The organism is Polaromonas jejuensis NBRC 106434 (genome assembly GCF_001598235.1).
GTDB lineage: Bacteria > Pseudomonadota > Gammaproteobacteria > Burkholderiales > Burkholderiaceae_C > Polaromonas > Polaromonas jejuensis.
This window is the reverse complement of the sequence record NZ_BCYO01000006.1, coordinates 1-23,785: the sequence shown is the minus strand read 5'-3', so window position 1 is coordinate 23,785 and position 23,785 is coordinate 1. Positions and strand designations below refer to the sequence as shown.

Genomic DNA, 23,785 nt, shown 5'->3' with positions numbered 1-23,785 from the left:
GGAGATTGATATGGCACGCATGAAATTTGTTTGTGATGCGGAGCGCTGCATCGAATGCAACGGTTGCGTCACCGCCTGCAAAAACGAAAACGAAGTGCCGTGGGGCGTCAACCGCCGCCGCGTCGTGACGCTCAACGACGGTGTTCCTGGCGAGAAATCCATCTCGGTGGCCTGCATGCACTGCAGCGATGCGCCCTGCATGGCCGTCTGCCCGGTCAACTGCTTTTACCGCACCGACGAGGGCGTGGTCCTGCACGACAAGGACGTCTGCATAGGCTGCGGCTACTGCTCTTACGCCTGCCCCTTTGGCGCACCGCAGTTTCCGTCACAAGGCACGTTTGGGGTGCGCGGCAAGATGGACAAATGCACTTTTTGCGCCGGTGGCCCGGAAGTCAATGGCAGCCAGGCTGAATTCGAAAAATATGGCCGCAACCGTCTCTCCGAAGGCAAGTTGCCGGCCTGCGCCGAGATGTGCTCCACCAAGGCCTTGCTGGCCGGTGATGGCGATGTGGTCGCGGACATCTTCCGCAACCGCGTGGTGCAGCGCGGCAAGGGCGCCGAAGTCTGGGGCTGGGGCACGGCCTATGGCTCCAAACAGGCAGGCCAGCCGCCTGCGGGAGGCAAATCATGACGCGCTTTGTGATGCTCATGCCGGTTTTGGCGGCGCTGGCCGGCTTGCCGGCCTGCGGTGAAAAGCCGCAGACCCTGGGCGGCGTGAAAAGCGACGTCGCGCCCTACCAGGGCGCGCAAAACCAGTTTGTGGCACCGGGCTGGAAGCCGGGAGACAAGACCAGCTGGGAGCAGGGGCTCAAGGCCCGCGCGCAGAACACCCAGAACGAATACTCCAAGACGAATATTTCAAAATAAGTGGCCGGAGGCCTTATGAAACATGCGCAATTAGCTATATTTTTAATAGCGATTGGCTTGTCGGGGCTGGTTGGGGCGCAGCCGCCTGCGGCTCAGTCGCCACAAGCCTCGGGCGTTGTCACGCCAGAACCGGTGGCGCCGGCCGCGGTGGGCGGCATCCAGGGCCAGAATATTTTTGAGGTCAAGCCCGACGCGAGCGCCGATCCCCACTATGCCAAACAGACCAATGGCGAACGCGCCAAGGTCCAGCCGGGCAACAATGCGCCCATGTGGCACCAGGTGGGTCAGGGCGTGACGGGCTACAGCAGCCTGCCGAAAAACCAGGCGCCGGAAGCCGGCAACCTGATCCAGCCCTTTGTGCAATACCCCGGCTCGCGCCTGACCAACGCCGGTGAAGCGTGGCGGCAGGTGCGCAACCACTGGATCATCCCCTATGGTGGTTCGCTGTTCCTGATCGTGCTGCTGGCGATTGCGATTTTTTACTTCAGCAAGGGCAGCATCAAGACGCATGGCGCTGACACCGGCCGCAAGATCGAGCGCTTTACGCCGTTTGAACGGGCGGCGCACTGGTCCAACGCGATTGCCTTCTCGATTCTGGCCATCTCCGGCCTGGTGATGGCCTTTGGCAAATTCTTGTTGCTCCCCATCATTGGCGGCACGCTGTTTGGCTGGCTGACCTATCTGCTCAAAAACATGCACAACTTCGCCGGCCCGCTGTTTGCCGTGTCGCTGCTGATCGTGTTTTTTACCTTTTTGCGCGACAACTGGCCGCAAAAGGGCGACCTGAACTGGCTGCTCAAGGGCGGCGGCCTGATCTCGGGGGCCGAGCCACCGTCCAACCGTTTCAACGCCGGTGAAAAGCTGATCTTCTGGGGCGGCGTGTTCTTGCTCGGCGTGGTGGTGGTGTCATCCGGCTTGGTGCTCGACAAGCTGGTGCCCGGCCTGGTGTACGAACGCGCCACCATGCAGATGGCCCACATGGTGCACGCCGTGGCCGCGGTGCTGATGATGTGCATGTTCCTGGGTCACATCTACCTGGGCACCATAGGCATGCAGGGCGCCTACAAGGCCATGAGAGAAGGCTATGTCGACGAGACCTGGGCCAAAGAGCACCACGCGTACTGGTATGACGATGTGAAGGCCGGCAAGCTGCCCGCCCAACGCAGCCAGAGCGCACCACCCGATCAGCCTCCCAGCCAGACCGTACAAGCCTGAAGCGAGCGTCGCATGAACAAACTTCTTGTTTCCAGCCTGTTTGCCACACTGCTGGCCGGCGCGTCGGTAGCGGTGCTTGCCAAACTTCCCGCACTCAGCGACGAAGCCAAGGCCAAGGCCGCGGAAGCGACCGCCAAAACCGCCTGGAGCGGCAAAGTGGAGGCCTATCAGCTGTGCAAAGCGCAGGACAAGGCGGCGGCCAGTTACTACCAATCAGCGAAGGCGGCCGGTAAGGAGACCAAACCGGCAGCCGCAACGCCGGCCTGTGCAGACCCCGGCGCCTTTGTCTACACGCCGCCCGAAGCCGCCAAACCTGCCGAGGCTGCGGGCGCGCCTGCACCGGCGGCCACTGCTGTCAGCCCGCCCGGCGCCAAGCAGCCGGATGCGGTGGTCAATCCGGCCAAGAAATCCTGAGACACCCCGCTCACTACAAGTTAAAAACCAAGTTAAAAGCCTAAAGACCGCGCCGCAGGGTGTCGGTCTTTTTTTGCGATAGGCTTGGAGAATGCTGTTGCCTTCCTTACCCTTCCTGACGCAGGCCCATGCCCCGTTGACCTGCGAGATTGATGCCGTCAACGAATACGGTGAGCGGCACCAGGTGTCCATTCCCGCCGAACGCGCGCTCACGGTGTATGTGGACAAGCGCGAGCTGGTCACGCTGATGACCCTGGGCGCCCATCCCGAGCTGCTGGTGCTGGGTTATCTGCGCAACCAGCGGCTGGTCGAGTCGGTGCGGGACATCGAATCCGTCACGGTCGATTGGGAGGTGGGCGCCGCGGCCGTCAAGACCCGCCACGGCATTGCAGACATTGAAGAGAAAACCGCGCGCCGCGTGGTGACCACCGGCTGCGGACAGGGCAGCATCTTTGGCGGGCTGATGGATGAGGTGGACCGGATCGAACTGCCGCCCGACGCCAGCATCACCCAAAGCCAGCTCTACAGCCTGGTCAACACCATTCGCCTCAAGGAAACCACCTACAAGTCCGCCGGGTCCGTGCATGCCTGCGCACTCTTTGCCATGACAACGGGTGATCCTGACTTGCTTTTGTTTGTCGAAGACGTAGGGCGCCATAACGCGATCGACACCATCGCCGGCTGGATGTGGATGCAGGACAAAAAAGTGGAGAGCGAAGCGAACAAGGTTTTTTACACCACCGGCCGCCTGACCAGCGAAATGGTCATCAAGTCCGCGCAGATGAATGTGCCGATTGTGGTGTCGCGAAGCGGCATCACCCAGATGGGTCACCAGGTGGCGCAGTCGGTGGGCCTGTGCGCGATTGGCCGCGCCACCAACAAACGCTTTGTCTGCTACACCCATGCCGGGCGTCTGCGGCTTGAGCCCGGCCTTGTCAGCCGGCCAGAGGCTGTTGCCCCGCTTCAGGGCTGACGCCGCCCGGCCGGCAACCCCGCCCCCACGCCGACTCCGGCTACCCGTTCTGCGCTAAGGTAGCGCCATGAATCCCTTATTTCTGAAGCTGGGCTGGCGAACCCTGCAGCGCGACCTGCGGGCCGGCGAGTTGCGCCTGCTGATCGTGGCGGTCACGCTGGCGGTGGCGTCCCTCACGGCGGTTGGTTTTTTTGCCGACCGGCTCAAGGGCGGGCTGCAGCGCGACGCGCGGCAGCTGCTGGGCGGCGATGCGGTGCTGCGCAGCGATGGCCTGACCCCGGCGGCCTTCATCGCCAGGGCGCAGGCGCTGGGGCTGAAGACGGTCTCCACCGTGAGCTTTCCGACCATGGCCCGCGCCCGCGATGAAGACGGCGGCCAGGCCAAGCTGGTGGCCTTCAAGGGCGTGCCCGAGGGCTATCCGCTGCGCGGGACCATGAAGGTCGCCGACAGCCCGGACAGCGCCGGCCAGGACACGCGAGACATTCCGGCCCCGGGCACCGCCTGGGCCGATGCCTCGCTGCTCGATGCGCTGGGGCTCAAGCTCGGCCAAAGCCTGCTGCTGGGCGAGTCCCGCTTCACGCTGACCCGCACCATCGTGCAGGAGCCCGACCGCGGCGCCGGTTTCATCAGCTTTTCGCCGCGCGTGATGGTCAATGCGGCCGATATCGCCGCCACCGGCCTGATCCAGCCGGCCAGCCGCACCAGCTACCGCTTTGCGGTGGCGGGCGACGACCAGGCCGTCAATGCCTATGTGGCCTGGGCGACGGCCGAAATCAAGAAGGCCGGCGCCGAAGCCGGCCTGCGCGGCGTGCGCCTGGAGTCGCTGGAAAGCGGCAGCCCCGAGATGCGACAGACGCTGGACCGCGCCGAAAAATTCCTCAACCTGGTGGCCCTGCTGGCGGCCCTGCTCAGCGCCGTGGCGGTGGCGATTGTGGCGCGCAGTTTTGCTGCCAAGCACCTGGACGACTGCGCCATGCTGCGCGTGCTGGGCCAGCCGCAGCGCACCATCGCGTTGGCCTACAGCTTTGAGTTTGTGCTGGCCGGCCTGATCGCCAGCGCCCTGGGCGTGGCCCTGGGCTTTGCGGTGCATTACGGTTTTGTGCTGCTGCTGGCCGGGCTGGTCGACACCGCGCTGCCCGCCGCCACGCTCTGGCCGGTGGCCTTTGGCATGGGCATGGGCCTGACCTTGCTGCTGGCCTTTGGCTTGCCGCCCGTGCTGCAGCTGGCGCAGGTGCCGCCGCTGCGCGTGATCCGGCGCGAGGTGGGCAACCTCAAGCCGACCTCGCTGCTGGTGCTGGGCGTGGGCGTGGCCGGTTTCGCCGCCTTGCTGCTGGCGGCCAGCAGCGACCTCAAGCTGGGCCTGATTGCGGTCGGCGGCTTTCTGGGTGCCGTGCTGGTGTTTGCCATCGCCAGCTTTGCCGCCGTCAAGCTGCTGCGCACCAGCGTCAACGAGGTCACGGCGCCGCGCTGGCTGGTGCTGGCCACGCGGCAGCTGTCGGCGCGCCCGGTGTATGCGGTGGTGCAAACCAGCGCCCTAGCCGTGGGCCTGCTGGCCCTGATGCTGCTGGTGCTGCTGCGCACCGACCTGATCAGCAGCTGGCGGCGCGCCACGCCGCCCGACGCGCCCAACCGTTTTGTCATCAACGTGCAGCCCGAGCAGGGCCAGGCCTTCCAGCAGGCGCTGCGCGACGGCGGCGTGAAAAAGTACGACTGGTACCCCATGATTCGCGGCCGCCTGGTGGCCGTCAACGGCAAGGCCGTGACGCCCGATGATTTCGAGGACGACCGCGCCAAGCGCCTGGTCGATCGCGAGTTCAATCTGTCCAACAGCGCGGAAAAGCCCGGCCACAACCAGGTGGTGGCCGGCCGCTGGACGGCGGGAGAAAAAGACGCGGTCAGCGTGGAGGAGGGCCTGGCCAAGACGCTGGGCCTCAAGCTCGGCGACAGGCTGCGCTTTGACATTGCCGGCCAGCTCAGCGAGGCCAGAATCACCAGCCTGCGCAAGGTGGACTGGGGCTCCATGCATGTCAACTTTTTTGTGATGTACCCGGTGGCCGAGTTGGCGGCCGACGTGCCGGTTTCCTTCATCAGCGCCTTCCGGGCGCCCGAGCCCGTGGCTCCGGTCGCCGTTCCCGGCCAGGCCAGGCCGCTGAGCTTTGACAACCAGTTGGTGAGGACCTTTCCCAACATCACCAATGTGGACATGAGCAGCACCCTGAGCCAGGTGCAGCGCGTGCTAGACCAGGTGATACGCGCGGTGGAGTTCCTGTTTGGCTTCACGCTGGCGGCTGGTCTGGTGGTGCTGTTTGCTGCGATCACGGCCACGCGCGAAGAGCGCGCCCGCGAATTCGCCATCATGCGTGCCGTGGGCGCGCGCGCCTCGCTGCTGCGCCAGGTGCAGCGCGCCGAGCTGGCGGGCGTCGGCCTGCTGGCGGGCTTTCTGGCGTCCCTCGTGGCGCTGGCCGTCGGCTGGGCCCTGGCGCGCTACGTGTTTGATTTCAGCTGGACCGGCTCCTGGACGGTGCCCGTTTTTGGCAGCCTGGCCGGCGCCGTGCTGGCGCTGGCTGCCGGCTGGTGGGGCCTGCGCGCCGTGCTCAACACCCCCGTGGTGGAAACCCTGCGCAAGGCAGAATAAATAACTGTCTTTACATCTATGCAAATCGAAGAAAAGCCGCCCGGCAACCCGCCGTTTGAAACGCCCTACGCCTGGATAGGCGGGGAAGAGCGCGTCAAGGCGCTGGTGGAGCGCTTTTATGACCTGATGGACCTGGAGCCGGCCTACACCGCGCTGCGCGCGGCGCATGGCAGCACGCTGGACAACGCGCGCCAGCGCCTGTTCTGGTTTCTGTGCGGCTGGCTGGGCGGGCCGCAGCATTACACCGAGCGCTTTGGCCACCCGCGCCTGCGCATGCGCCACATGCCGCAGCAAACCGGTGGCGGCGCCATAGGCATTGCCGAGCGTGACCAGTGGCTGGCCTGCATGGACCAGGCCATGATCGAGACCGGCGTGGACGAGGCCTTGCGCAGCCGGCTCAATGCCTCGTTTTTCCAGACGGCCGACTGGATGCGCAACCGCGGTGAATAAGCCCCGGCGCTTCATGGCGCCGAGTTGCTACTAAAAGCGTAGCTGCTTGCGCCTGTCGGTATTGGGGTAGAGGCTTGTTTGATGCTTGAATTGAAGCAGGCGCCCGCAACAAGCGCCGGTCTGAGAGGGGAATTTCTTGGTGAAAATGCCTCCAGCCCCTTTAAGCATGGGTGCAGGTAGCTATTAAATCAGTAGCACACTGACACCCCCCGGCATGCACGCCGGTGTTGACCCCGCCAGACTCAAACGGCTGGGCTATGCCCGCATGGGTGCTAGGCGGCCTTGGCCGGCACGACCTTGAGCGGCGGCGTGCCGGGTTTGAACAGGGATTTCAGCTGCTTGCGCAGATCCGGCGAGTCGGCGTGGCCGTGCACGGCGACCGCATGCTGCACGGCGGCTTCGAGCAATTCCTTCTCGTTGTCGGCCGACATCGCGACGGTGCAGTTCGTGGCGCTGGGGAATTCGCGGCAATCAATGTATTGGCGTGACATGGGGACTCCTTTCATGGACGGGCTTCAAAAATCAGGTTGAAATCCGGCTTGATGTTCTGGTTCTGCCGGAACAGGTTATCCGGATCGTATTGGTTCTTCACCTGCACCAGCCGCTGGTAGTTAGGCCCGTAGGCGGCGGCGATGCGGTCGCCTTCGTCCTGGGTCAGGAAGTTGACGTACACGCTGCCGCTGGCATACGGTGCCGCCGCGCTCAGGAATTCGCGCGACCAGGCGATGCATTTGGCGTCCTCGGCCGGCGCGTCCCAGCGCGCGTGCACGTTCATCGCATACAGCGTGTCGCGGTTCGGGTAGGCGGTCGCATCCGGGGCGGGGCGGCTGGCCTGGCCGCCGATCAGGCCGAGGAAGATTTCGCACTGTGGCGACGGCAGCTCGCCGGCGTAGCGCACCACGGTGGCGATCGCATCGGCGTTGAGCGCAGTGAAATTGTGCGACTTCCAGTAATTGCGCGTACCCGGCGTCAAGAGCGGGTCGAAGGCCTGCTGCCACGCGCTGTACGGCATCGGGCCGACATGTTCGCCGAGCGGCTGGCCGAAGCCGCGCAGCGGCGCGATCAGGCGCATGCCCTCGTCGACATCGCCGGGGTAGCACAGCGCCAGCACCACCACGTTCTGGCCGTGCACCTCGCTCGGCAGGAAGGGCAGCGGCGGCGCCTGCCGCAGCACGGCCCAGACATTGAGCCGATCCGGCATGCGCTGGACAAAGGCGTGGTATTGCGTCAGCACCTGCTGGGCCTGGGCGTGCGGGAACACGATCAGCCCGGCCAGCACCTGCGGCCCGACCGGATGCAGCGCGAATTCGAACATCGTCACCACGCCGAAATTGCCGCCGCCGCCGCGTATCGCCCAGAACAGGTCGGGATGGGCGTCGGCATCGACCCGCACCAGATGGCCGTCGGCGGTGACGATCTCGGCCGCGACCAGGTTGTCGACCGACAGACCGTACAGGCGGCTGAGCCAGCCGAAGCCGCCGCCCAGGGGCAGGCCGGCGACCCCGGTGGTCGAGTTGATGCCCAGCGGCGTGGCCAGCCCGAAGGCTTGCGCCTCGTGGTCGAAGTCGCGCAAGGTGGCGCCGGCCTCGACATAGGCGCGCCGGGAAGTCGGCGCGATCTGCACCGACTTCATCAGCGACAGGTCGAGCATCAGGCCGCCGTCGCACACCGCATTGCCGGCGATATTGTGGCCGCCACCGCGCACCGCCAGCAGCAGTTCATGCTGGCGCGCGAAGTTGACCGAGGCCATCACGTCGGCCACGCCGGCAGCGCGCACGATCAGCTTGGGTCGGCGGTCGATCATCGCGTTCCAGATGCTGCGCGCGGTGTCGTAGCCGTCGTCGCCCGCCTGCAGCATCGGTCCGCGCAGCGTCGCCTTGAAGTTGTCGAGCATTTCCGTTGTCAGTCCAGCCATGATTCACCTCCATCGGAATTCTGATGCGATCGCATCCGCGAGCCTGAAGTTGGCAGGCCGGCAAGGCGCGACCGCTGATCCAGGCCTGCTTTGATAATGGACAGCGATTCGATAAGCGTTCGCCCTCGGGCTCGTAACACACGTAACCACTGGCAGCCTGCGCCGACAGCCATTCGCGCAGGTAGCGCGCATCGGTCTGGGTGGGCGGGCCAACTCCGCGGCCGTGGCCGGCCCTTCGGCCAGTGCCTTGTACAGGCCGAACTGGTCGCCGACCACGATGGTCGCGGCATGCATCACGGCGCCGAAATCGTTCACGAACTGGCCCATGAAGGCGTTGAGTTTTGCTTCATCGATGGCCATGTTTTTTTCCTTGGGCAATTCCTGACTTTCTGCTGCTGGCCGAGCTTGCGCTGGCCCGGGGCGCTTCCTATACTGGGCCGGTAAGTACCGCCCGAAACAACATGCTGAAGCTGCCGGGGCCAGGCGCCAATACGCAGCAATGCGTATGCCTGAGCCGTGCGGAAAAGCCATGAACCACCTCACCCAAAACGACTACGCCGGCGCCCTGCGGGTGCTCATGCGTATCGAGGCGCAGGCGGGCGACGTCGAGAGCTTTGCCCGCGCGGCGGTGCGGGCGCTGAGTGACTATGTGGCTGCCGAACTCACCACGCTGTCGGTCTGCGACCTGTTCACCGGCCACCGCCAGGTGCTGGGCCTGCCCGGCGTGCGCCAGGGGGCCGACGAGATCGCCGGCTTCGACCGGCATTTTTTCGAGCACCCGCCGGTGCGCCACCATGGCCTCGAAGGCGGCTTGCTGACGCGCCGCCTCTCCGGCCCGGTGAGCCGGCATGACCTTCCGCGCAGCGCCCCGTATGACGACCACGACCGGCGCACCGGACTCGAGTACGCGATCGCGGTGCCGCTTTTCAGGGACCACCGAACGCTGGTGAGCGTGGTGCTGAACCGGCGCGGACCGGACTTCGGCGACCGCGACCGCGAGCGGCTCGAGTTGCTGCGCCCGCATCTGGCCTTTCTGTACCAGCACGCGCGCCAGGCCGCCGCCGCGCCGGCCGGCGCTGCGCCGCTGACCGCTGAACCGCCGAGGGGGGCGGCGGCGCCCGAGCTCGGTCCGCCGGGGCTGACGCTGCGCGAGGGCGAGGTGATGCACTGGCTGGCCTGCGGCAAGACGGATGCCGAGATCGCGGCCTTGCTGTCCATCAGCCCGCGCACCGTGCAAAAGCACCTGGAGCATGTCTATGTGAAGCTGGGTGTGGAAACGCGCACCGCGGCGGTGATGCGCGCGCTGGCGAGCCGCGATCATGCGGGCTTGCGCGAGCCCTACCGCGGCCATGGCGACATCGACTGGCCATCGCCGTGCCCGGCCGGATAGCCCCAATTTCATAAAAAATGCCAGCAGCCCTTGATGGGCGGGCGCATCAAGCTATTGAATCGATAGCGATTTGGGCGGCGGGCATAAGCGGCCGGCCCGCGCGTCAACCCTGCGCCAGCAGCACCACCAGCGCTCCGGCGCCGCCCTCGGCCGGACGCGCCTGCACAAAGGCCAGCACCTCCTGCTTCTGGATCAGCCAGCTCTGCACCTTGCCCTTGAGCACCGGCGTCTTGCCGGGCGAGCCCAGGCCTTTGCCGTGCACCACGCGCACGCAGCGCCAGCCCATCTTGAGGGCGTCGCGGATGAATTGCGCCAGGCTTTCCCGCGCCGCTTCGCGGCGCAGGCCGTGCAGGTCGAGCTGGCCCTGAATGCTCCAGCCGCCCCGGCGCAGCTTGCGGACCACGTCGGGCCCCATGCCGGGCCGCCTGAAACTCAGTGATTCATCGGTGTGCAGCAGGCTTTCCACGTCGAATTCGTCGGAGATGGCCTCCTGCATCACGGCCAGTTCGTCGCGTTGCTGCTGCACGGGAATCGGCGGCGCCTGCTCCCGCGGCAGGTGGGCGCTGTGACCCGGATGGCCAGGCCGGTGCTTGGCGGGCAAGGCCTGGACCGGGCCGACGGCGCGGGAGAACAGCTCTTTTTCGGCCCTGGCCTGGGCGGCCGCGGCCAGCCGGGCCGCCGCGAGTTCTTTCTCCCGCTGGGCGCGGGCGGCTATCTCCTGCTTGACGGCCAACAGGTCCTGCAGGCTTTTGAGGGCGGGCTTTTTCATGCGCGGGACTTCTATAGCAGGCCCAGCTCGGCCATGGAAACGGCCTGGCTGCTGGTCACCACAAAATGGTCGAGCACGCGCACATCCACCAGTGCCAGCGCGGCCTTGAGCGTTTGCGTGAGCGCCTCGTCGGCGCGCGAGGGCTGGGCGGCGCCGCTGGGGTGGTTGTGGGCCAGCACCACGCTGGCGGCATGCAGGGCCAGCGCCCGCACCACGACCTCGCGCGGGTAGACGCTGGTCTGGGTCAGTGTGCCGCGGAACAATTCCTCCAGCGCGATCAGCCGGTGCTGGCTGTCCAGGAACAGCACCGCAAAAATCTCATGCGTGCGGCTGCCCAGCTGCAGTTGCAGGTAGTCGCGCACGGCTTGCGGGGTGGCGAACAGGGGCTTTTCCTTCAGCTCCTCGGCCAGGGCGCGGCGTGCCAGTTCCAGCACCGCCACCAGTTCGGCGCGCTTGGCCGGGCCCAGGCCCTTGATGCTTTTGAGCGCTTCGGGTCCGGTGTGCAGCAGGCCGGCCACGCCGCCGAAATCATCCAGCAGCTCCTGGCCCATTTGCAGCGCATTCTTGCCGGGCAGGCCGGTGCGCAGCAGCAGGGCCAGCAGTTCGGCGTCGCCGAGCGCGCCGGGGCCGCGGGCCAGCAGCTTTTCACGCGGGCGGGCATCCTCGGGCAGGTCTTTGAGAAGCATGGTGAAACGGCTCGGGTAGAGGGGCAGGGCGGTTAAAGGCCATTCAAGGCCGCGGAAAAGGCCAAAAGGCGGGCTAATGGTCGGGCTTAATTGGGGGTAAGGGTCCGGGTAAGGCTTGCTTTCTACAATAGAGGCAGTTTACAAACAGTTGTCAGCCGTCCCTGGGCGGCCCCGAAAGTCCTATGTCTACCGTGGAATCATCCGCTCATTGCGTCGCCCCTGCGGCGCCGCCCCTCGTTCAGCCAGGCTCCTTCCTGACCCTGCATTACCGCATGGCCGGGCCGGACGGCGCCGACATCATCAACACCTTTGGCGGCAAGCCGGCCACCCTGAGCCTGGGCACGGGCGAGCTGTCACCGGCCATCGAGCAGCGCCTGCTGGGCCTGGCCGAAGGCACGCGCACGCAGTTCGAGTTGGCGGCCGGCGAGGCCTTTGGCGAGCGCAACCCGGACCTGGTGCAGTGGGTGGCGCGCAAGCTGCTCAACGAGCTGGGTGACCCTGACGAGCAGTACCAGGTCGGTGATGTGGTGCAGTTCCCCACGCCCGACGGCATGGGCCAGTACGCCGGCGCGGTGCAGCAGGTCCAAGAGGGCGAAAAGGGCAGGCAGGCCGTGCAGTTTGATTTCAACCACCCCCTGGCCGGCCAGCCCGTGGTGTTTGAAGTGCATGTGATTGGTGTGCTATGAGCGTTGCCAACAAGCAGCTGGAAGAGATTTTGCTGGCCGAGCCGCGCGGTTTTTGCGCCGGCGTGGACCGGGCCATTGAAATCGTCGAGCGGGCGCTGACCAAGTTCGGCGCGCCGATTTACGTGCGCCACGAGATCGTGCACAACACCTATGTGGTCAACGAGCTCAAGGCCAAGGGCGCGATCTTCATCGAGGAGCTGTCCGACGTGCCACCCGGCGCCACGCTGGTGTTCAGCGCGCATGGCGTGAGCAAGGCCGTGCAGCAGGAAGCGGCCGCGCGCGGCTTCCAGATTTTTGACGCCACCTGCCCGCTGGTGACCAAGGTGCATGTGGAAGTGGCCAAGCTGCACAAGGAAGGCTACGAATTCATCATGATCGGCCACAAGGGCCATCCCGAAGTGGAAGGCACCATGGGCCAGCTCGACAGCGGCATCCACCTGGTGGAAGACGTGGCTGACGTGGCGCGCATCGCGCCGCTGCAGACCGAGCGGCTGGCCGTGGTCACGCAAACCACGCTCAGCGTGGACGATGCCGCCGAAATCAGCGCGGCCGTGAAGGCGCGCTTTCCGCAGGTGCGCTCGCCCAAGCAGCAGGACATCTGCTACGCCACGCAAAACCGGCAGGACGCCGTCAAGGTGCTCAGCCCGCAGGTCGACATCCTGATCGTGGTCGGCAGCCCGACCAGCTCCAACAGCAACCGCCTGCGCGAGCTGGCCGTCAAGCTGGGCACCGAGGCCTACATGGTCGATGATGCCAGCGAGCTGCAGGAAGCGTGGTTCGAGGGCAAGAGCCGGGTCGGCCTGACGGCGGGCGCCTCGGCGCCGGAGATCCTGGTCAAGCAGGTGATAGACCGCATGCGCGCGCTGGGCGCCGTGTCGGTGCGCAAGATGGACGGCATCGAGGAAACCATCAAGTTCCCGCTGCCCAAGGGCCTGAAGGTCGACGCCCAGGGCCATACGCTGGATGTCAGCGACAGCCAGCTGCACCATCTGCCCTGATTGCCGATGCTTAGCCGCTATCAAATTGAGAGCTGTCAGCGCTTGTTCAGCGAGGGCTACAGCCACTTTATTCGTCAAACACCACTGTGGAAGCTGCCCGGCCAGGCGCTGGGCGTGGCCTGTGCTGAAGTCTGGCTCAAGCTCGAGCATCTGCAGACCGGCGGCAGCTTCAAGGCGCGCGGCATGCTCAACCGCCTGTTGTCCAACCCGATTCCGCCCAGCGGCGTGATTGTGGCCTCGGGCGGCAATGCCGGCATTGCCACCGCCGCCGCGGCCAAGGCGCTGGGTGTGCGCTGCGAGGTGTTTGTGCCCGAGGTGTCACCGCCCGCCAAGCGCGCCAAGCTCGCCGCGCTGGGCGCGCAGGTTGTGGTAACCGGTGCCGCTTATTCCGATGCACTGCAGGCCTGCCTGGCCCGCCAGCAGCAAACCGGGGCGCTGCTCACGCATGCCTATGACCAGCCCGAAGTGCTGGTTGGCGCCGGCACCCTGGCGCTGGAGATCGAGCAGCAGGGCGGCCTGCCCGATGCCGTGCTGGTCAGCGTGGGTGGCGGTGGCCTGATTGGCGGCGTGGCCGGCTGGTTTGAGCAGCGCAGCCGCGTGGTGGCGCTGGAGCCCGAACTGGCCCCCACCTTGTTCCGGGCCCGCGAGGCGGGCCGGCCGGTGGACGTCGCCGTCAGCGGCGTGGCCGCCGATTCGCTGGGCGCCAAACGCATCGGCGAGCTGGGCTGGCAGGCCACCCAGGCCCATGTGCGGGATGCGCTGCTGCTCACCGACGAATCGATACGCGAGGCGCAGCTGTGGCTCTGGAAAGAGTTGAAGCTGGCCGTCGAGCCCGCCGCGGCCCTGCCGCTGGCGGCACTGCACAGCGGCCGTTACAGGCCCCGGCCCGACGAGAAGGTCTGCCTGATTGTTTGCGGCGCCAATGTGGACCCGGCGTCGCTTGTCTGAAGTTAAATTGGCACAAAAGGGGCTTCTAGAAATTCGATTGTCGGGATGCGGGGCAAGGCGCACGGAGCGCAGGAGGGTTTTTGGGGTCAGAGCCCAAATTCACCGAGCCTTCGGCTCGCCCGGAGGGTGCGGTGCAATGCACCGCAGCGAAATTGGTGTCTGACCCCAATAAACCATGAGGATTCCGAGCACCGCGCAACGCTGCCATGCGCCCGAGAATCGGATTTATAGAAGTCCCCGAAATACAATCCACCCCATGCTAGATATCAACCTGCTCCGCAAAGACCTGCCCTCCGCCATCGCCCGCCTGGAGACCCGCAAGAGCCCGCAAGCCTTCCTCAATGTCGAGGCGTTTCAGGGTCTGGAGGCCGAACGCAAGGCCCTGCAGATCCGCACGGAAGAGCTGCAGAACCAGCGCAACAGCCTGTCCAAGCAGATTGGCCTGCTCAAGTCCAAAGGCGAAGACGCCAGCGCCGTGATGGCCCAGGTCAGCGCCTTCAAGGCCGAGCTGGAGTCGTCGTCGGCGCGTCTCGACCAGATTCAGTCCGACCTGCAGGGCCTGCTGCTGGCCGTGCCCAATTTGCCGCATGAGTCTGTGCCCGTGGGCGCCGACGAGCAGGGCAACGTGGAGCTGCGCAAGTGGAGCCCGATCGAAGGCCCGGGCGGCGAGCCGCCGGCCTTTGCCTTCGAGGTCAAGGACCATGTCGATGTGGGCCATCCGCTGGGACTGGATTTTGAAATGGGCACCAAGCTGACGGGCTCGCGCTTTACCGTCATGAAGGGCCAGTTGGCGCGCCTGCACCGGGCGCTGTCCCAGTTCATGCTCGACGTGCAGACGCAGGAACACGGCTACACCGAGTGCTACGCGCCCTACATCGTCAATGCGGATTCCCTGCGCGGCACCGGCCAGCTGCCGAAGTTTGAAGAAGACCTGTTTGCTGTCAAAAAAGGCGGGCAGGAGGGGGCTGCGGAGGCCGAGAGCACGGCACTGTACCTGATTCCCACATCGGAAGTGTCGCTGACCAATTTCGTGCGTGACGAGATCGTGGCCGAGGCGCAATTGCCGCTCAAGTTCACGGCCCACACCCCCTGCTTTCGCTCGGAAGCCGGCAGCTATGGCCGCGACACCCGCGGCATGATCCGCCAGCACCAGTTCGACAAGGTCGAGATGGTGCAGATCGTGCATCCCGAGAAAAGCTATGAAGCGCTGGAAGCCATGACCGGCCACGCCGAGGCGATCCTGCAAAAGCTCGGCCTGCCCTACCGGGTGGTGGCCTTGTGCACGGGCGACATGGGCTTTGGCGCCAGCAAGACCTACGACCTGGAAGTCTGGTTGCCCGCGCAGAACACCTACCGCGAGATCAGCTCGGTGTCCAACTGCGAGGCCTTCCAGGCGCGCCGGCTGCAGGCCAGATTCAAGAACGCGCAGGGCAAAAACGAATTCGTGCACACCCTGAACGGTTCGGGACTCGCTGTCGGCCGCACGCTGGTGGCTGTGCTGGAAAATTATCAGCGCGCAGACGGCACCGTCGAGGTGCCGGCTGTATTGCAGCCTTATATGGGCGGCATGACGGTGCTTGCACCGTCGCGTGGATAATTTCAGTGAAGGCTAATCTTCGCGCAGCGAAGTTAAGCGAAGCGGCCGAAACTAAAATTACCAGCGCGCCAACGGCAGCGTGGCGGTTCCAGCCGTCCTGCAGCCTTCTTATCTGGGCGGCATGACCGTTCTTTCTGCGGCGGCCTGAAAAGCCCGGCCAGCAGCCTGCTAGAATCTGGGCTCGACACAGGAGAGGTGGCAGAGTGGTCGAATGTACCTGACTCGAAATCAGGCGTAGGGGCGACCCTACCGAGGGTTCGAATCCCTCCCTCTCCGCCAGAAATGCATATCACATCGTTCTACGACGTACCGAAAATGCCCTAAAAGCCCCGTAAATCGGGGCTTTTTTGTTTCAGGTCGTCCCACGCCGTCTTTTGACATTCTTGGTCTTTTGGGGGGCATAGTTGGGGGAATAAATCGGGAAATTCCCCGCCCTTGCCAAAATATTCCCCCAAATGCCCCTTACCGACACCGCCTGCAAGAACGCCAAATGTCCCGGAGGCAAGGCCCGGGAGCGCTTCACCGATGCCAGTGGGCTGTACCTTGAGGTGGTGCCCACCGGTGGCAAGCACTGGCGCTGGAAGTATAGGTTTGACGGCAAGGAAAAGCGCCTAGTCCTGGGTTCTTACCCACAGATATCCCTGGCCACCGCAAGGCGAGCCCGGGAAGAGGCCCGCGAGCAGCCAAGGCGCGACATTGACCCGGTCGCCGCCAAGAAGGAGGCCAAACAGACCGTCAAGGTCAGCCAGGAAAACAACTTCGAGGCCGTGGCGCGCGCATGGTTTGAGCACTGGAAAGAGCCCAAATCGTCCAGTCGCAAGGCGCAGCGGCTGGGCTTTCTGAAAAGGCGCTGGCAGCGCTGCATGGCCAACACGAAAAGCTGCCCCAGGACAAAGCGCCGGCCTTTGCACAGCGTTTTACCGCGGCACTGATCGAGAAAAGGGGGGCCATTTGCTGGCTCAGATCGCGTCGAAGCGATGCTGGAAAGGCCATGGGACGGAGCCATGCATGCCATGGCGGAGTCGGCTTACCGGGATGCGTAGGGGAGCCTGTTGGTTTGCTGGCCGATTGTCGAAAGCCCTTGACCCATAATATTTATTGGTACGTGGAGTATGATTTGTTCATAAAAACACAAGGTTTTCGGTGAACAAGAGCTTCAAAAAGCAGTCTACACCTCAGCTTCAGCGACATATCAGGGACGTGGCCAAGACAACCGAAAGGATTTTCTTGACCGTGCATGCCCAAGTGAGGATGAAGAAGCGGAAGATTCTGCAGGATGAGGTTTACGAGTGCCTTCGGCTGGGCTTGATCCGCTTGACGCCAGAGGAAGATATGAAGACGGGCCACCTGGTGTGCCGCATGGAACGTTATATCTGCGGACGAAACCTGGAAGTTTGTGTTGCATTGGATGATGGCGATCCTGATCTGATCGTCGTCACTGTTTTTTAATTAATTGGAGCGCAAGATGTACCACTACACGGAATGTGGGCTGGACAATGTCTGGCTCACCAATGGGTATACAAAAAAGAAAACGGCTTACGGCGTGGCCGTTTCTATCTCGAATGCCGATGATTTGCACAAGGTGCTGGCGGGCGAGTTGATCAACAAGCCGGCCCGGCTGACGGGCAAAGAGTTTCGCTTTCTTCGCGTGATGCTCAAGCTGTCGCAGGGGGCGGTCGCTAAGGTGCAGGGTGTTTCAGAGCAAAACGTCAGCCTGTGGGAGCGCCACGGCAAGGTGCCCAAGGCCAATGACAACCTGATGCGAATCATCTACATGGCGCACGAGTCCAAGAACCACTCGCTGCGCCAGGTGTGCGAGCGCATCACCACGGTGGAGCGCCTGGTGCATCAGCGGATTGTTGCCGAGACGACGGGCAAGGGTTGGTCTTCCACGGTGGAAGAAAACGATGAGAGATTTGCCCTTGCCGTTTGAGTAGTAGCTCAGTTTCAAAGCGCCTGGCGAGAAGCTGCCAGCGTTGCAGAAGTGTGCGCAGAAGCTCATGCCTGACAACCGCGTGTTCGTTGCCTGCTATGGTCACGAGAGGTCGTAGGCAAGCTTTCCTATATCCCCGGGAACTTGATGACCATAGCGCTGGACCGGACGGGTTCAGGCGGCACGATCTTCCAGGGAGGCAATTCAGAGCGAAGCCCTTCCCAGTTTGGGCCCCGGCACCCGGACTTGGCTTTCTCTGCTATCCCTTCAAAACATGGGTCGATAGCTGCGGAGAAAACCGCACACCGGCGGCTGCCGTGTGAACCCTCAAGATGGCGCCGCATGCCAGTGGGCATGGAAAAGCCTCGTGAATACGTGCTTTGCGCACCACATTTGCACAGCGGGCAGTACGCGCGGATCGTGCCAGCGGCGCCATACATCTCTTCACCAGGCCGGCTTAGCGTGAGCTCATCGCCCAGCACTCGGCCGTCACTGGATCCTGCAAGGGCGTAGGCGGCCGTTGCACGAGCCAGGCCGCCGTTCGGATGCTCCTTGTCATCATGCTTTGCATCCCATCCCTCAACATCAACCTGTCGCCGGCGCTCTGCCAGCACGTCAAGCGCAGCCGTCGTTGTTGGGTCGACGTACAGCGGCGCAGCCGCAGGCGTCTCGCCAAAGTGCACCTGCGCGTCGATGATGCTCTGGTCGGAATTGGGAATATGCGCGCCGCAGTGAAAGCAGTTCCAGCCCATGGCGTGGAGCAGGATAGGTGTCGGTGCTGGATGAGGTCATACTGTGACTTTCCTATTTAGGAGAACAACATGCGCGAAAGGAAATTCGAAGATTTCCCCGAAGATGAGCGCGACGATTTTCAGCGGGTGCTTGCACGCTGGCACCAAAATCCTCGTGACTTTGAGGTAACCGGCATTCAGTCGGATCCTCCGGAAAATGGCGCACCTGTCGATTTCGAGGTCACCGTGCGCCGAATTAGCACTGGGGCAGTGAGCAAGTTTCGAGGGGGTCACGTTTCGCACTGGGTGATTGATTTCGAACACGCATTGCGCGCCAAGGCGTTCGGCTGAGGCAATCTCATGGGGATGGTCCCCCCAATTGGTGGTTGACATGTTTTGGCTACCGCCCGATGATTGCCGTCCCAACCGATGGAGATCAATATGCCGGCTTACATCATGGGCTACAAAGGTTTCGGCATTCATGCGACCGTTCTCACGGTCGGTTCTCGTTTTGCCGGCTCGGTGCGGATCGATCGCCAAGGAACGGCGGACGGGCACCGCTTCACACCCGAATGGACGGATTTCCCTGAAAGCGCCGCGGAGGCTGTTGGGCGTCTTCAACTGCACGCCAAAGCCATCATTGACGGAAGAGTGACCGGGAAGTCCGTGGAGAGACTGTCGGACCTGATGGGTGGGGACACTGTGATGGATTGGGACACCGCGACGACCACCTATTAGGTAGACGGGCATTGGGTCGGGCCCACAGCTCCGTACGTTGGAGCTTGCGGGTGGCGCGGAAACCGTCGAGCTTGCGCGGCCGGGTCATGCCGGTCGAACTCTTCGCGACCTTGATTCTTTCTGGCATGTAGAACAGCCTTTCCTGCGCGGCGTCGACTTGCTGCGGGTCGACGCATGGCTCCCAGGCCTGCATCGCGCGGTGGCTTGCCAGCCCGATCTGTTCGGCCATGTGCGGCTGAGACCGGCCGGCGGCCAGGCGTGTGGCCTTGACCTCTGGGGTGTGGGCGATGGGGCAATTAGGCCCGTCAAAGCTCCACGAACTCCCACGCAGAGCACGTGCCGGCGATGACCTCACCCACGGCGCTCAGTTCGCGTACCGTTGGGCCGATGCGGTCATCATTCAGCGCTTCGGCAGTATCGCCGTCAAAGCCGGGAATTGCATCTTCCAGGTACACCAGCCCAACCACCTGGTCGCCCGCAATGGCGGCCAGCGCCTGGCCCGCACCCTTGTATTTGGGCGCCAGTGCTTCGGGGATTTTGTAGATGTTCATAGGACCTCCAATAGGGCGCGGACATCCGCCTCGAACTGTGCCTTGCCGGCCGTCCTAAACTGTGCTGCCAGTTCGGGTATCTGGTGCGTCGGCCTGGGGTTGTCATGCGCCGTCTAGTATCAGCCAATCCGGTCACCGTCGACCGGGTCAAAGCCAGAGGCCTGCGCTACTGCGGATTGCCCATGGCTCACCGGCACGCACCACCACGTTTGACGCTTCCCGGTGGAAAAGGGTTCGTACCATACCATTCGTTGAGGGCATCCATGGTGGTCATTAGCCGGGCGCGATCCTCGCCCGCATTGTCGGGCTCCTGATCCAGCTCACCTTGGTGCACGGCGCCAAGCCTGGATCCTGCAGCATCACGCCTGCCTTGATCAACTGGTATGTGCGCATGCAGCCCGGCGACATCGACGGCGCAGGCACTTTGCTGGCCGGGCGCGAGATCAACCTCAACCTGAGCGGCGACCTGACCCAACAGCGGCACCATCGCAGGCAGAACCGTGGGCAACCTGACCGCCGAGAATATACAGTGTGAACGGGGGATGTGAAGCTCCGGCCAAAGAGATTTGGCTATGGGGGCGAAGAAGCGGCGTCATTTTTTTTGAGCAATATTCCCCAATTTAGAGAAACGGTAGACGTGTTCCAGAAGGCGCAGGGTTACTGAAAATAGCGGGCGCTGGTGCGGCGGCGCCAGTCAGCTTGTCAAAAACTGTTGCGAAGAGTATCTTCGGCCCGATTGCAGGCCAAAGAACCACTGCAGGGAGATCACGCTGAAGACGCTGACTGCTCGCGCAAGATCGATTCGCGCTCATCTGTTCTGGACTTACGCCGCCCTGGTCACGGTCCTGGTCGTCGCGCTCATGTCGCTGGCTGAGCTGGCGGCCAGCCGCATCGTGTTTGACGGTGCGCAGCGCGAGCTGGAACAGCTGGGCCGTCGTACCCAGGAGCAGTTGCTGCGCTTTCAGGAGCCGGCGCGCGCCTGGCTCGAGGCGACGACCAGCGACCCGCGCGCCGGCCTCGAAGGCGAGAACGACATCTCATTGCTGCGCATGCAGATGTCTATGCAAAATCGCTATCCGCAGATCGGGTCGCTGGTGTTCGGTTATCCGGACGGCAGCTACCAGCAAAGCATGGTGCTGCGCACCGAGCGCGACCGGGCCTGGGCCGGTTCCTTGCCTGAGGCGCGCTTTGCGCAACAGATCATCCGGGTGGACGAGCGGGAGAAGCGGGTCGAGGAATGGGTTTTTTACGACCAGCAGATGACCGCCATCGCCAGCGAGCAGCGCCCCTGGGCCAGCCGCTACGACCCCCGCGCCAGCCCGTGGTACCAGGGTGCGAGTGAACTCAACCTGGGGACTTTCCAGGCCACCGACCCCTTTGTGCTGCAGCTGCCGGCCGAGTTCGGCATGGCGCTGTCGCGTCCGCTCATTGGCCCGAAGGGCGGCGTCGCGGCGGCGATGTTCACCGTGGCCGGCCTGTCCGATTTCCTGCGCGCGCGGGGCGAGGAAAGCCATGCCGAGCTGATTCTGTTCGACGAACAGGGCCGTGTCTGGGGGTGGTCCAGGGCGGATCGCCTGCGCCGCCTGCTGGCCTCCGGCACGCCGGCGAGCCTCACCGCCCTGGGTGATCCGCTGTATGCCGCGCTGCAGCCGCTGGTGGCGGAAGTTTCACCGAAAGACACGTCAATTCATTCGGTCGAGGGCGCGGCGGGCCAGCGGTTTGCGGCTGTGGTGATGCCCATGGAGGGCGTGTTCAGCCGCAGGGCGTATGTGGCCCTGGTGTCTGACCAGAACCTGCTGCTGGCGCAAGTGCGGCGCATGCGCTGGATGCTGCTGGGGGTGGGATTGGCCGGGCTGCTGCTGCTCATGCCCATGCTGTTCTGGATGGCCAACCGGCTGGCGACACCCCTGAAGAACCTGGTGCGGGCGGCCAAGCACATCCGCCAGTTCGAATTCGACAGCGACATTCCGCAGGACAGCGGCATTGCCGAAGTCCGCCGCTTGCAGGAATCGCTGGCGTTGGCACGGGTCGCCCTGCAGGGCTTCGCACGCTATGTGCCACAGCCGCTGGTGCAGCACTTCATCGCCAACCGCCTGACGCCCCAGGCCGGCGTGGAGCAGCGTGAGTTGGCCGTGCTGTGTGCGGCGCTGGACGAGCGCAAGGCGGCGACCTGGTCACCCCATGCCGACCATTACCTGCAGATACTGGCGGTGGAGGTGGCGCAGGGAAAAGGCATGATGGACCGTTACGAGAGTTGCACCGCCGTCGCGCTGTGGAACACGCCGCTGAACCTCTCGAACCCTGCCCGGTACGCCTGCGAGGTGGCGTTGCGGGCGCTGCACTCGATGCAGGCCCTGGCGCAAGGGCGCGATGCGCCGGTTGCACCACCGTGCTTCGGTCTCGACATTGGCAATGCCACTGTCGGCAACTTCGGCACCTGGGACCACCTGACCTTCACCGCGGTGGGTGCGCCGCTGGACCGGGCCCGGGCACTCGCGCAGCAGGCGCGCGCCCTGGGCGTGAACATCGCCGCCAGCCGTGCGGTGGCTACTGCGGCGGCGAAGTATTTCCGTTTTCGCCTGGCCGCCACGGTGCCGCTCGGCTCGAATGGCGAACCGCATGAAGTGTATGAACTGGTGGAGAGGCTGGTGCGCGAACACGATGCGAAGCCGGACAAGGTGAGCGTGGCAGCCCTTTAGGCCTCACGCCTTTCGTTCAATCCTTCACGCCGAAAGGAAGGCCCCATGACTGGCAGATCGATGTTGACGCGCAGGCACTGGCTGCGCAGAACCGCCGCCCTGGCGGGTGGTGCGCTCGGTGGCGCAGGCATCTCCGGCGCCCAGTCGGGCAGGCCGTTTACCCTGTCGTTCGGCTGGATCCCCTGGGCGGCGGGCAACTCGCCAACGACCCAGTACATGATCGGTAAAAAGCTGTTCGAAAAATATGCCGCGGAGTTTGGCTATGACCTCACGGTCGACTACCGGACTTACCCCACGGCCGCCCCGCAGGTGGATGCCCTGGCCAATGGCCAGCTCGACATGGCCATGTGGGGCAATACCCCGACGCTGCGTGCCATCGTTGCGCAGCATCCGTTCAGCCTGGTTTCGGTGGCGGAGGGTCGGCTGCGCTTCCTGCTGTGCACCCGCAAGGACTCGCCCATCCGCAAGGTGCAGGACCTCAAGGGCAAGGTGGTCGGCACCCTGCTCGGTGCCGATCCCTACAACGTGCTGACGCAGATATTGCGCTATGAGCTGGGCAACCCGGATCCCGCCGCCCACGGCATCCGGATGGTTCACCTGCCGACCCTGGGCGAGGCCGCGCAGGTACCCAGCGGCCTGGACGCCACCCTGGCCGTTTACCCGGCTTTCCTGAGCGCCCAGGCCACGGGCACGGTCGCCATCGTGAACTCCTACGGTTACACGGAAGCCCATTACGACGGGCCGGCCGGCAAGGGCGCCGGCATTTTGCTGCCATCGGTAAAGCACTCGCCCTTTTATCCGGATGGCTACTACCTGCATCGCTCCTTCCGGGTCGTGCATAACAACCTGGTGGAAAAGCACCCGAACCTCGTGCTCGCCTTCCTGCTCGCGCAGCAGGAGGCCGTGAGCGTGCTCAGTGAGGCCGACCCTGCCGCCGTGTCGCAACTGGTCAAGCCGTTCTGGGGGCTGTCTCCCACGGACGGCGCCAAGGTGGTCCGCGACGAGGTGGTGTTTCGCCGCGGCTGGGCCTGGTCAACCGAAGGCGACGCGCTGGCCCTGTTCGCCACGTCAAAAATGATCGCCGGCGCCAAAATCATTGCGCAACCGCTGAGCTGGGCGCAGGTGAAAAGCGTGTTTGTGCGCACCGCCCCGCTTGCCAGGCAGGCCTACGACCGGCTCGGGGCAAAACCCGCCATCGCAGAATTCCAGAGCGCGAAGGTCGGTGATCTGCGGGGTTTGCCATCCTGGGAGATGAGCCGCTGGAAGGACCGGACGTAGTGTGGTGTTGCACGCTATCCGGCACATAAAACCGCGTCTTTTTGCCCATGGCAGCGTTGCAAATCCTCGCAATAGTGGAACTATTGCTGTGGTTTGCGCCTTGCCCTGAACAAAAATCCATCGGTTTTATTTGCACCGTCAAGCATGCAACACCACACTAGCCTGCCATCAGTTGAAGCCTGGTGGCTCCAAAGGAGATCATTTGTGCGAGCAAAGCGAAAAAATATCGAATCCCGGCGTCAAACCCGATTCATTGCGAAAGGGACGTGAACGAATCGAAGCGCCAATTCGATGGCTTTATTTTTGGCGTGT

26 protein-coding genes, 1 tRNA gene and 1 pseudogene are annotated in these 23,785 nt (G+C 64.1%); 21 read left to right on the top strand and 7 right to left on the bottom strand.

What is annotated here, in order from left to right:
• Positions 1–10: 10 nt before the first annotated feature.
• From fdh3B to PJE01S_RS09045, 7 genes are all read left to right on the top strand, one after another.
• A complete protein-coding gene (gene fdh3B / locus PJE01S_RS09075) occupies positions 11–631 on the top strand; it encodes a formate dehydrogenase FDH3 subunit beta (protein WP_068833008.1) in 621 nt (206 codons plus the stop codon).
• Positions 628–867, top strand: a complete 240-nt coding sequence (locus PJE01S_RS09070) for a hypothetical protein (RefSeq protein WP_157090280.1) — start codon at positions 628–630, stop codon at positions 865–867. The genes fdh3B and PJE01S_RS09070 overlap by 4 nt, the downstream gene beginning before the upstream one ends.
• 15 nt (positions 868–882) lie before the next feature.
• Positions 883–2,082, top strand: coding sequence for a formate dehydrogenase subunit gamma (locus PJE01S_RS09065; RefSeq protein ID WP_068833004.1), 1,200 nt, complete (start codon positions 883–885; stop codon positions 2,080–2,082).
• Positions 2,083–2,094: 12 nt separating this feature from the next.
• Entirely contained in the window at positions 2,095–2,496 is a 402-nt protein-coding gene (locus PJE01S_RS09060) for a hypothetical protein (protein ID WP_068833002.1), read from the top strand.
• Between the two features lie 91 nt (positions 2,497–2,587).
• A complete protein-coding gene (locus tag PJE01S_RS09055; RefSeq protein ID WP_068833000.1) occupies positions 2,588–3,469 on the top strand; it encodes a formate dehydrogenase accessory sulfurtransferase FdhD in 882 nt (293 codons plus the stop codon).
• 67 nt (positions 3,470–3,536) lie between these two features.
• Positions 3,537–6,104, top strand: coding sequence for an ABC transporter permease (locus tag PJE01S_RS09050; RefSeq protein ID WP_068832999.1), 2,568 nt, complete (start codon positions 3,537–3,539; stop codon positions 6,102–6,104).
• A gap of 18 nt (positions 6,105–6,122) precedes the next feature.
• Positions 6,123–6,554 (top strand): group II truncated hemoglobin, encoded by a 432-nt coding sequence (locus tag PJE01S_RS09045; protein ID WP_068832997.1) that lies wholly within the window; start codon positions 6,123–6,125, stop codon positions 6,552–6,554.
• 272 nt (positions 6,555–6,826) lie between these two features.
• Here PJE01S_RS09045 and PJE01S_RS09040 read toward each other — a convergent pair whose 3' ends face one another.
• From PJE01S_RS09040 to PJE01S_RS09030, 3 genes and pseudogenes are all read right to left on the bottom strand, one after another.
• Positions 6,827–7,045 carry a DUF1059 domain-containing protein gene (locus PJE01S_RS09040; RefSeq protein WP_068832996.1) on the bottom strand — a complete coding sequence of 73 codons (219 nt, stop codon included), beginning with the start codon at positions 7,043–7,045 and terminating at the stop codon, positions 6,827–6,829.
• A gap of 11 nt (positions 7,046–7,056) precedes the next feature.
• Complete coding sequence (locus tag PJE01S_RS09035) at positions 7,057–8,469, bottom strand: FAD-binding oxidoreductase (protein ID WP_068832994.1); 1,413 nt, start codon at positions 8,467–8,469, stop codon at positions 7,057–7,059.
• A 127-nt stretch (positions 8,470–8,596) separates the two neighbouring features.
• Positions 8,597–8,829, bottom strand: a pseudogene (locus PJE01S_RS09030) (SAM-dependent methyltransferase); the annotation flags it as partial.
• 169 nt (positions 8,830–8,998) lie between these two features.
• Between PJE01S_RS09030 and PJE01S_RS25870 the strand changes: the two are divergent.
• Positions 8,999–9,859, top strand: coding sequence for a helix-turn-helix transcriptional regulator (locus PJE01S_RS25870; protein WP_245660699.1), 861 nt, complete (start codon positions 8,999–9,001; stop codon positions 9,857–9,859).
• A gap of 103 nt (positions 9,860–9,962) precedes the next feature.
• On the opposite strand, the gene PJE01S_RS09020 is transcribed toward PJE01S_RS25870, so the two are convergent.
• Together PJE01S_RS09020 and radC are read right to left on the bottom strand one after the other, a co-directional pair.
• Positions 9,963–10,628: a Smr/MutS family protein gene (locus PJE01S_RS09020; protein WP_068832990.1), complete on the bottom strand. Its 666-nt coding sequence runs from the start codon at positions 10,626–10,628 to the stop codon at positions 9,963–9,965.
• An 11-nt stretch (positions 10,629–10,639) separates the two neighbouring features.
• A complete protein-coding gene (gene radC / locus PJE01S_RS09015; protein ID WP_068832988.1) occupies positions 10,640–11,314 on the bottom strand; it encodes a RadC family protein in 675 nt (224 codons plus the stop codon).
• Between the two features lie 182 nt (positions 11,315–11,496).
• On the opposite strand from radC, the gene PJE01S_RS09010 reads away from it, so the two are divergent.
• From PJE01S_RS09010 to PJE01S_RS08975, 8 genes are all read left to right on the top strand, one after another.
• Positions 11,497–12,000 carry an FKBP-type peptidyl-prolyl cis-trans isomerase gene (locus tag PJE01S_RS09010; RefSeq protein WP_068832987.1) on the top strand — a complete coding sequence of 168 codons (504 nt, stop codon included), beginning with the start codon at positions 11,497–11,499 and terminating at the stop codon, positions 11,998–12,000.
• On the top strand, positions 11,997–12,998 hold the full coding sequence (ispH, locus tag PJE01S_RS09005; RefSeq protein WP_068832985.1) for a 4-hydroxy-3-methylbut-2-enyl diphosphate reductase: 1,002 nt from the start codon (positions 11,997–11,999) through the stop codon (positions 12,996–12,998). Before PJE01S_RS09010 ends, ispH begins: the two co-directional genes overlap by 4 nt.
• 6 nt (positions 12,999–13,004) lie before the next feature.
• Positions 13,005–13,946, top strand: coding sequence for a threonine/serine dehydratase (locus PJE01S_RS09000; protein ID WP_068832984.1), 942 nt, complete (start codon positions 13,005–13,007; stop codon positions 13,944–13,946).
• Between the two features lie 256 nt (positions 13,947–14,202).
• Positions 14,203–15,543, top strand: a complete 1,341-nt coding sequence (serS, locus tag PJE01S_RS08995) for a serine--tRNA ligase (protein ID WP_068832982.1) — start codon at positions 14,203–14,205, stop codon at positions 15,541–15,543.
• A 189-nt stretch (positions 15,544–15,732) separates the two neighbouring features.
• Positions 15,733–15,822 (top strand) — tRNA-Ser (locus tag PJE01S_RS08990).
• Positions 15,823–15,998: 176 nt separating this feature from the next.
• Positions 15,999–16,475 carry an Arm DNA-binding domain-containing protein gene (locus tag PJE01S_RS08985; protein WP_068832980.1) on the top strand — a complete coding sequence of 159 codons (477 nt, stop codon included), beginning with the start codon at positions 15,999–16,001 and terminating at the stop codon, positions 16,473–16,475.
• Between the two features lie 211 nt (positions 16,476–16,686).
• Positions 16,687–16,992 carry a DUF4258 domain-containing protein gene (locus PJE01S_RS08980; RefSeq protein ID WP_068832979.1) on the top strand — a complete coding sequence of 102 codons (306 nt, stop codon included), beginning with the start codon at positions 16,687–16,689 and terminating at the stop codon, positions 16,990–16,992.
• A gap of 16 nt (positions 16,993–17,008) precedes the next feature.
• Entirely contained in the window at positions 17,009–17,476 is a 468-nt protein-coding gene (locus tag PJE01S_RS08975) for a helix-turn-helix domain-containing protein (RefSeq protein WP_174548533.1), read from the top strand.
• Positions 17,477–17,604: 128 nt separating this feature from the next.
• Here the strand turns inward: PJE01S_RS08975 and PJE01S_RS08970 are convergent, their stop codons facing one another.
• Complete coding sequence (locus PJE01S_RS08970; RefSeq protein WP_068832978.1) at positions 17,605–18,228, bottom strand: hypothetical protein; 624 nt, start codon at positions 18,226–18,228, stop codon at positions 17,605–17,607.
• A 69-nt stretch (positions 18,229–18,297) separates the two neighbouring features.
• Between PJE01S_RS08970 and PJE01S_RS08965 the strand changes: the two genes are divergently transcribed.
• A complete protein-coding gene (locus PJE01S_RS08965) occupies positions 18,298–18,558 on the top strand; it encodes a hypothetical protein (RefSeq protein ID WP_068832976.1) in 261 nt (86 codons plus the stop codon).
• Between the two features lie 90 nt (positions 18,559–18,648).
• Complete coding sequence (locus tag PJE01S_RS08960; RefSeq protein ID WP_068832975.1) at positions 18,649–18,945, top strand: hypothetical protein; 297 nt, start codon at positions 18,649–18,651, stop codon at positions 18,943–18,945.
• Positions 18,946–19,250: 305 nt separating this feature from the next.
• Here PJE01S_RS08960 and PJE01S_RS08955 read toward each other — a convergent pair whose 3' ends face one another.
• Positions 19,251–19,496 (bottom strand): hypothetical protein, encoded by a 246-nt coding sequence (locus PJE01S_RS08955; RefSeq protein ID WP_068832973.1) that lies wholly within the window; start codon positions 19,494–19,496, stop codon positions 19,251–19,253.
• 370 nt (positions 19,497–19,866) lie between these two features.
• Here PJE01S_RS08955 and PJE01S_RS08950 point away from each other — a divergent pair, with 370 nt between their 5' ends.
• From PJE01S_RS08950 to PJE01S_RS08940, 3 genes are all read left to right on the top strand, one after another.
• Complete coding sequence (locus PJE01S_RS08950; RefSeq protein ID WP_157090279.1) at positions 19,867–20,031, top strand: hypothetical protein; 165 nt, start codon at positions 19,867–19,869, stop codon at positions 20,029–20,031.
• A 325-nt stretch (positions 20,032–20,356) separates the two neighbouring features.
• Positions 20,357–22,195, top strand: coding sequence for a cache domain-containing protein (locus tag PJE01S_RS08945; protein ID WP_068832971.1), 1,839 nt, complete (start codon positions 20,357–20,359; stop codon positions 22,193–22,195).
• 45 nt (positions 22,196–22,240) lie between these two features.
• Positions 22,241–23,473, top strand: coding sequence for an ABC transporter substrate-binding protein (locus PJE01S_RS08940; RefSeq protein WP_068832969.1), 1,233 nt, complete (start codon positions 22,241–22,243; stop codon positions 23,471–23,473).
• Positions 23,474–23,785 lie beyond the last annotated feature (312 nt).

Coding starts and splice junctions, on each gene's coding strand:
- fdh3B (WP_068833008.1), top strand. CDS start 11: ATGGCACGCATGAAATTTGTTTGTGATGCGGAGCGCTGCATCGAATGC.
- PJE01S_RS09070 (WP_157090280.1), top strand. CDS start 628: ATGACGCGCTTTGTGATGCTCATGCCGGTTTTGGCGGCGCTGGCCGGC.
- PJE01S_RS09065 (WP_068833004.1), top strand. CDS start 883: ATGAAACATGCGCAATTAGCTATATTTTTAATAGCGATTGGCTTGTCG.
- PJE01S_RS09060 (WP_068833002.1), top strand. CDS start 2,095: ATGAACAAACTTCTTGTTTCCAGCCTGTTTGCCACACTGCTGGCCGGC.
- PJE01S_RS09055 (WP_068833000.1), top strand. CDS start 2,588: ATGCTGTTGCCTTCCTTACCCTTCCTGACGCAGGCCCATGCCCCGTTG.
- PJE01S_RS09050 (WP_068832999.1), top strand. CDS start 3,537: ATGAATCCCTTATTTCTGAAGCTGGGCTGGCGAACCCTGCAGCGCGAC.
- PJE01S_RS09045 (WP_068832997.1), top strand. CDS start 6,123: ATGCAAATCGAAGAAAAGCCGCCCGGCAACCCGCCGTTTGAAACGCCC.
- PJE01S_RS09040 (WP_068832996.1), bottom strand. CDS start 7,045: ATGTCACGCCAATACATTGATTGCCGCGAATTCCCCAGCGCCACGAAC.
- PJE01S_RS09035 (WP_068832994.1), bottom strand. CDS start 8,469: ATGGCTGGACTGACAACGGAAATGCTCGACAACTTCAAGGCGACGCTG.
- PJE01S_RS25870 (WP_245660699.1), top strand. CDS start 8,999: ATGAACCACCTCACCCAAAACGACTACGCCGGCGCCCTGCGGGTGCTC.
- PJE01S_RS09020 (WP_068832990.1), bottom strand. CDS start 10,628: ATGAAAAAGCCCGCCCTCAAAAGCCTGCAGGACCTGTTGGCCGTCAAG.
- radC (WP_068832988.1), bottom strand. CDS start 11,314: ATGCTTCTCAAAGACCTGCCCGAGGATGCCCGCCCGCGTGAAAAGCTG.
- PJE01S_RS09010 (WP_068832987.1), top strand. CDS start 11,497: ATGTCTACCGTGGAATCATCCGCTCATTGCGTCGCCCCTGCGGCGCCG.
- ispH (WP_068832985.1), top strand. CDS start 11,997: ATGAGCGTTGCCAACAAGCAGCTGGAAGAGATTTTGCTGGCCGAGCCG.
- PJE01S_RS09000 (WP_068832984.1), top strand. CDS start 13,005: ATGCTTAGCCGCTATCAAATTGAGAGCTGTCAGCGCTTGTTCAGCGAG.
- serS (WP_068832982.1), top strand. CDS start 14,203: ATGCTAGATATCAACCTGCTCCGCAAAGACCTGCCCTCCGCCATCGCC.
- PJE01S_RS08985 (WP_068832980.1), top strand. CDS start 15,999: ATGCCCCTTACCGACACCGCCTGCAAGAACGCCAAATGTCCCGGAGGC.
- PJE01S_RS08975 (WP_174548533.1), top strand. CDS start 17,009: ATGTACCACTACACGGAATGTGGGCTGGACAATGTCTGGCTCACCAAT.
- PJE01S_RS08970 (WP_068832978.1), bottom strand. CDS start 18,228: ATGGGCTGGAACTGCTTTCACTGCGGCGCGCATATTCCCAATTCCGAC.
- PJE01S_RS08965 (WP_068832976.1), top strand. CDS start 18,298: ATGCGCGAAAGGAAATTCGAAGATTTCCCCGAAGATGAGCGCGACGAT.
- PJE01S_RS08960 (WP_068832975.1), top strand. CDS start 18,649: ATGCCGGCTTACATCATGGGCTACAAAGGTTTCGGCATTCATGCGACC.
- PJE01S_RS08955 (WP_068832973.1), bottom strand. CDS start 19,496: ATGAACATCTACAAAATCCCCGAAGCACTGGCGCCCAAATACAAGGGT.
- PJE01S_RS08945 (WP_068832971.1), top strand. CDS start 20,357: ATGTCGCTGGCTGAGCTGGCGGCCAGCCGCATCGTGTTTGACGGTGCG.
- PJE01S_RS08940 (WP_068832969.1), top strand. CDS start 22,241: ATGACTGGCAGATCGATGTTGACGCGCAGGCACTGGCTGCGCAGAACC.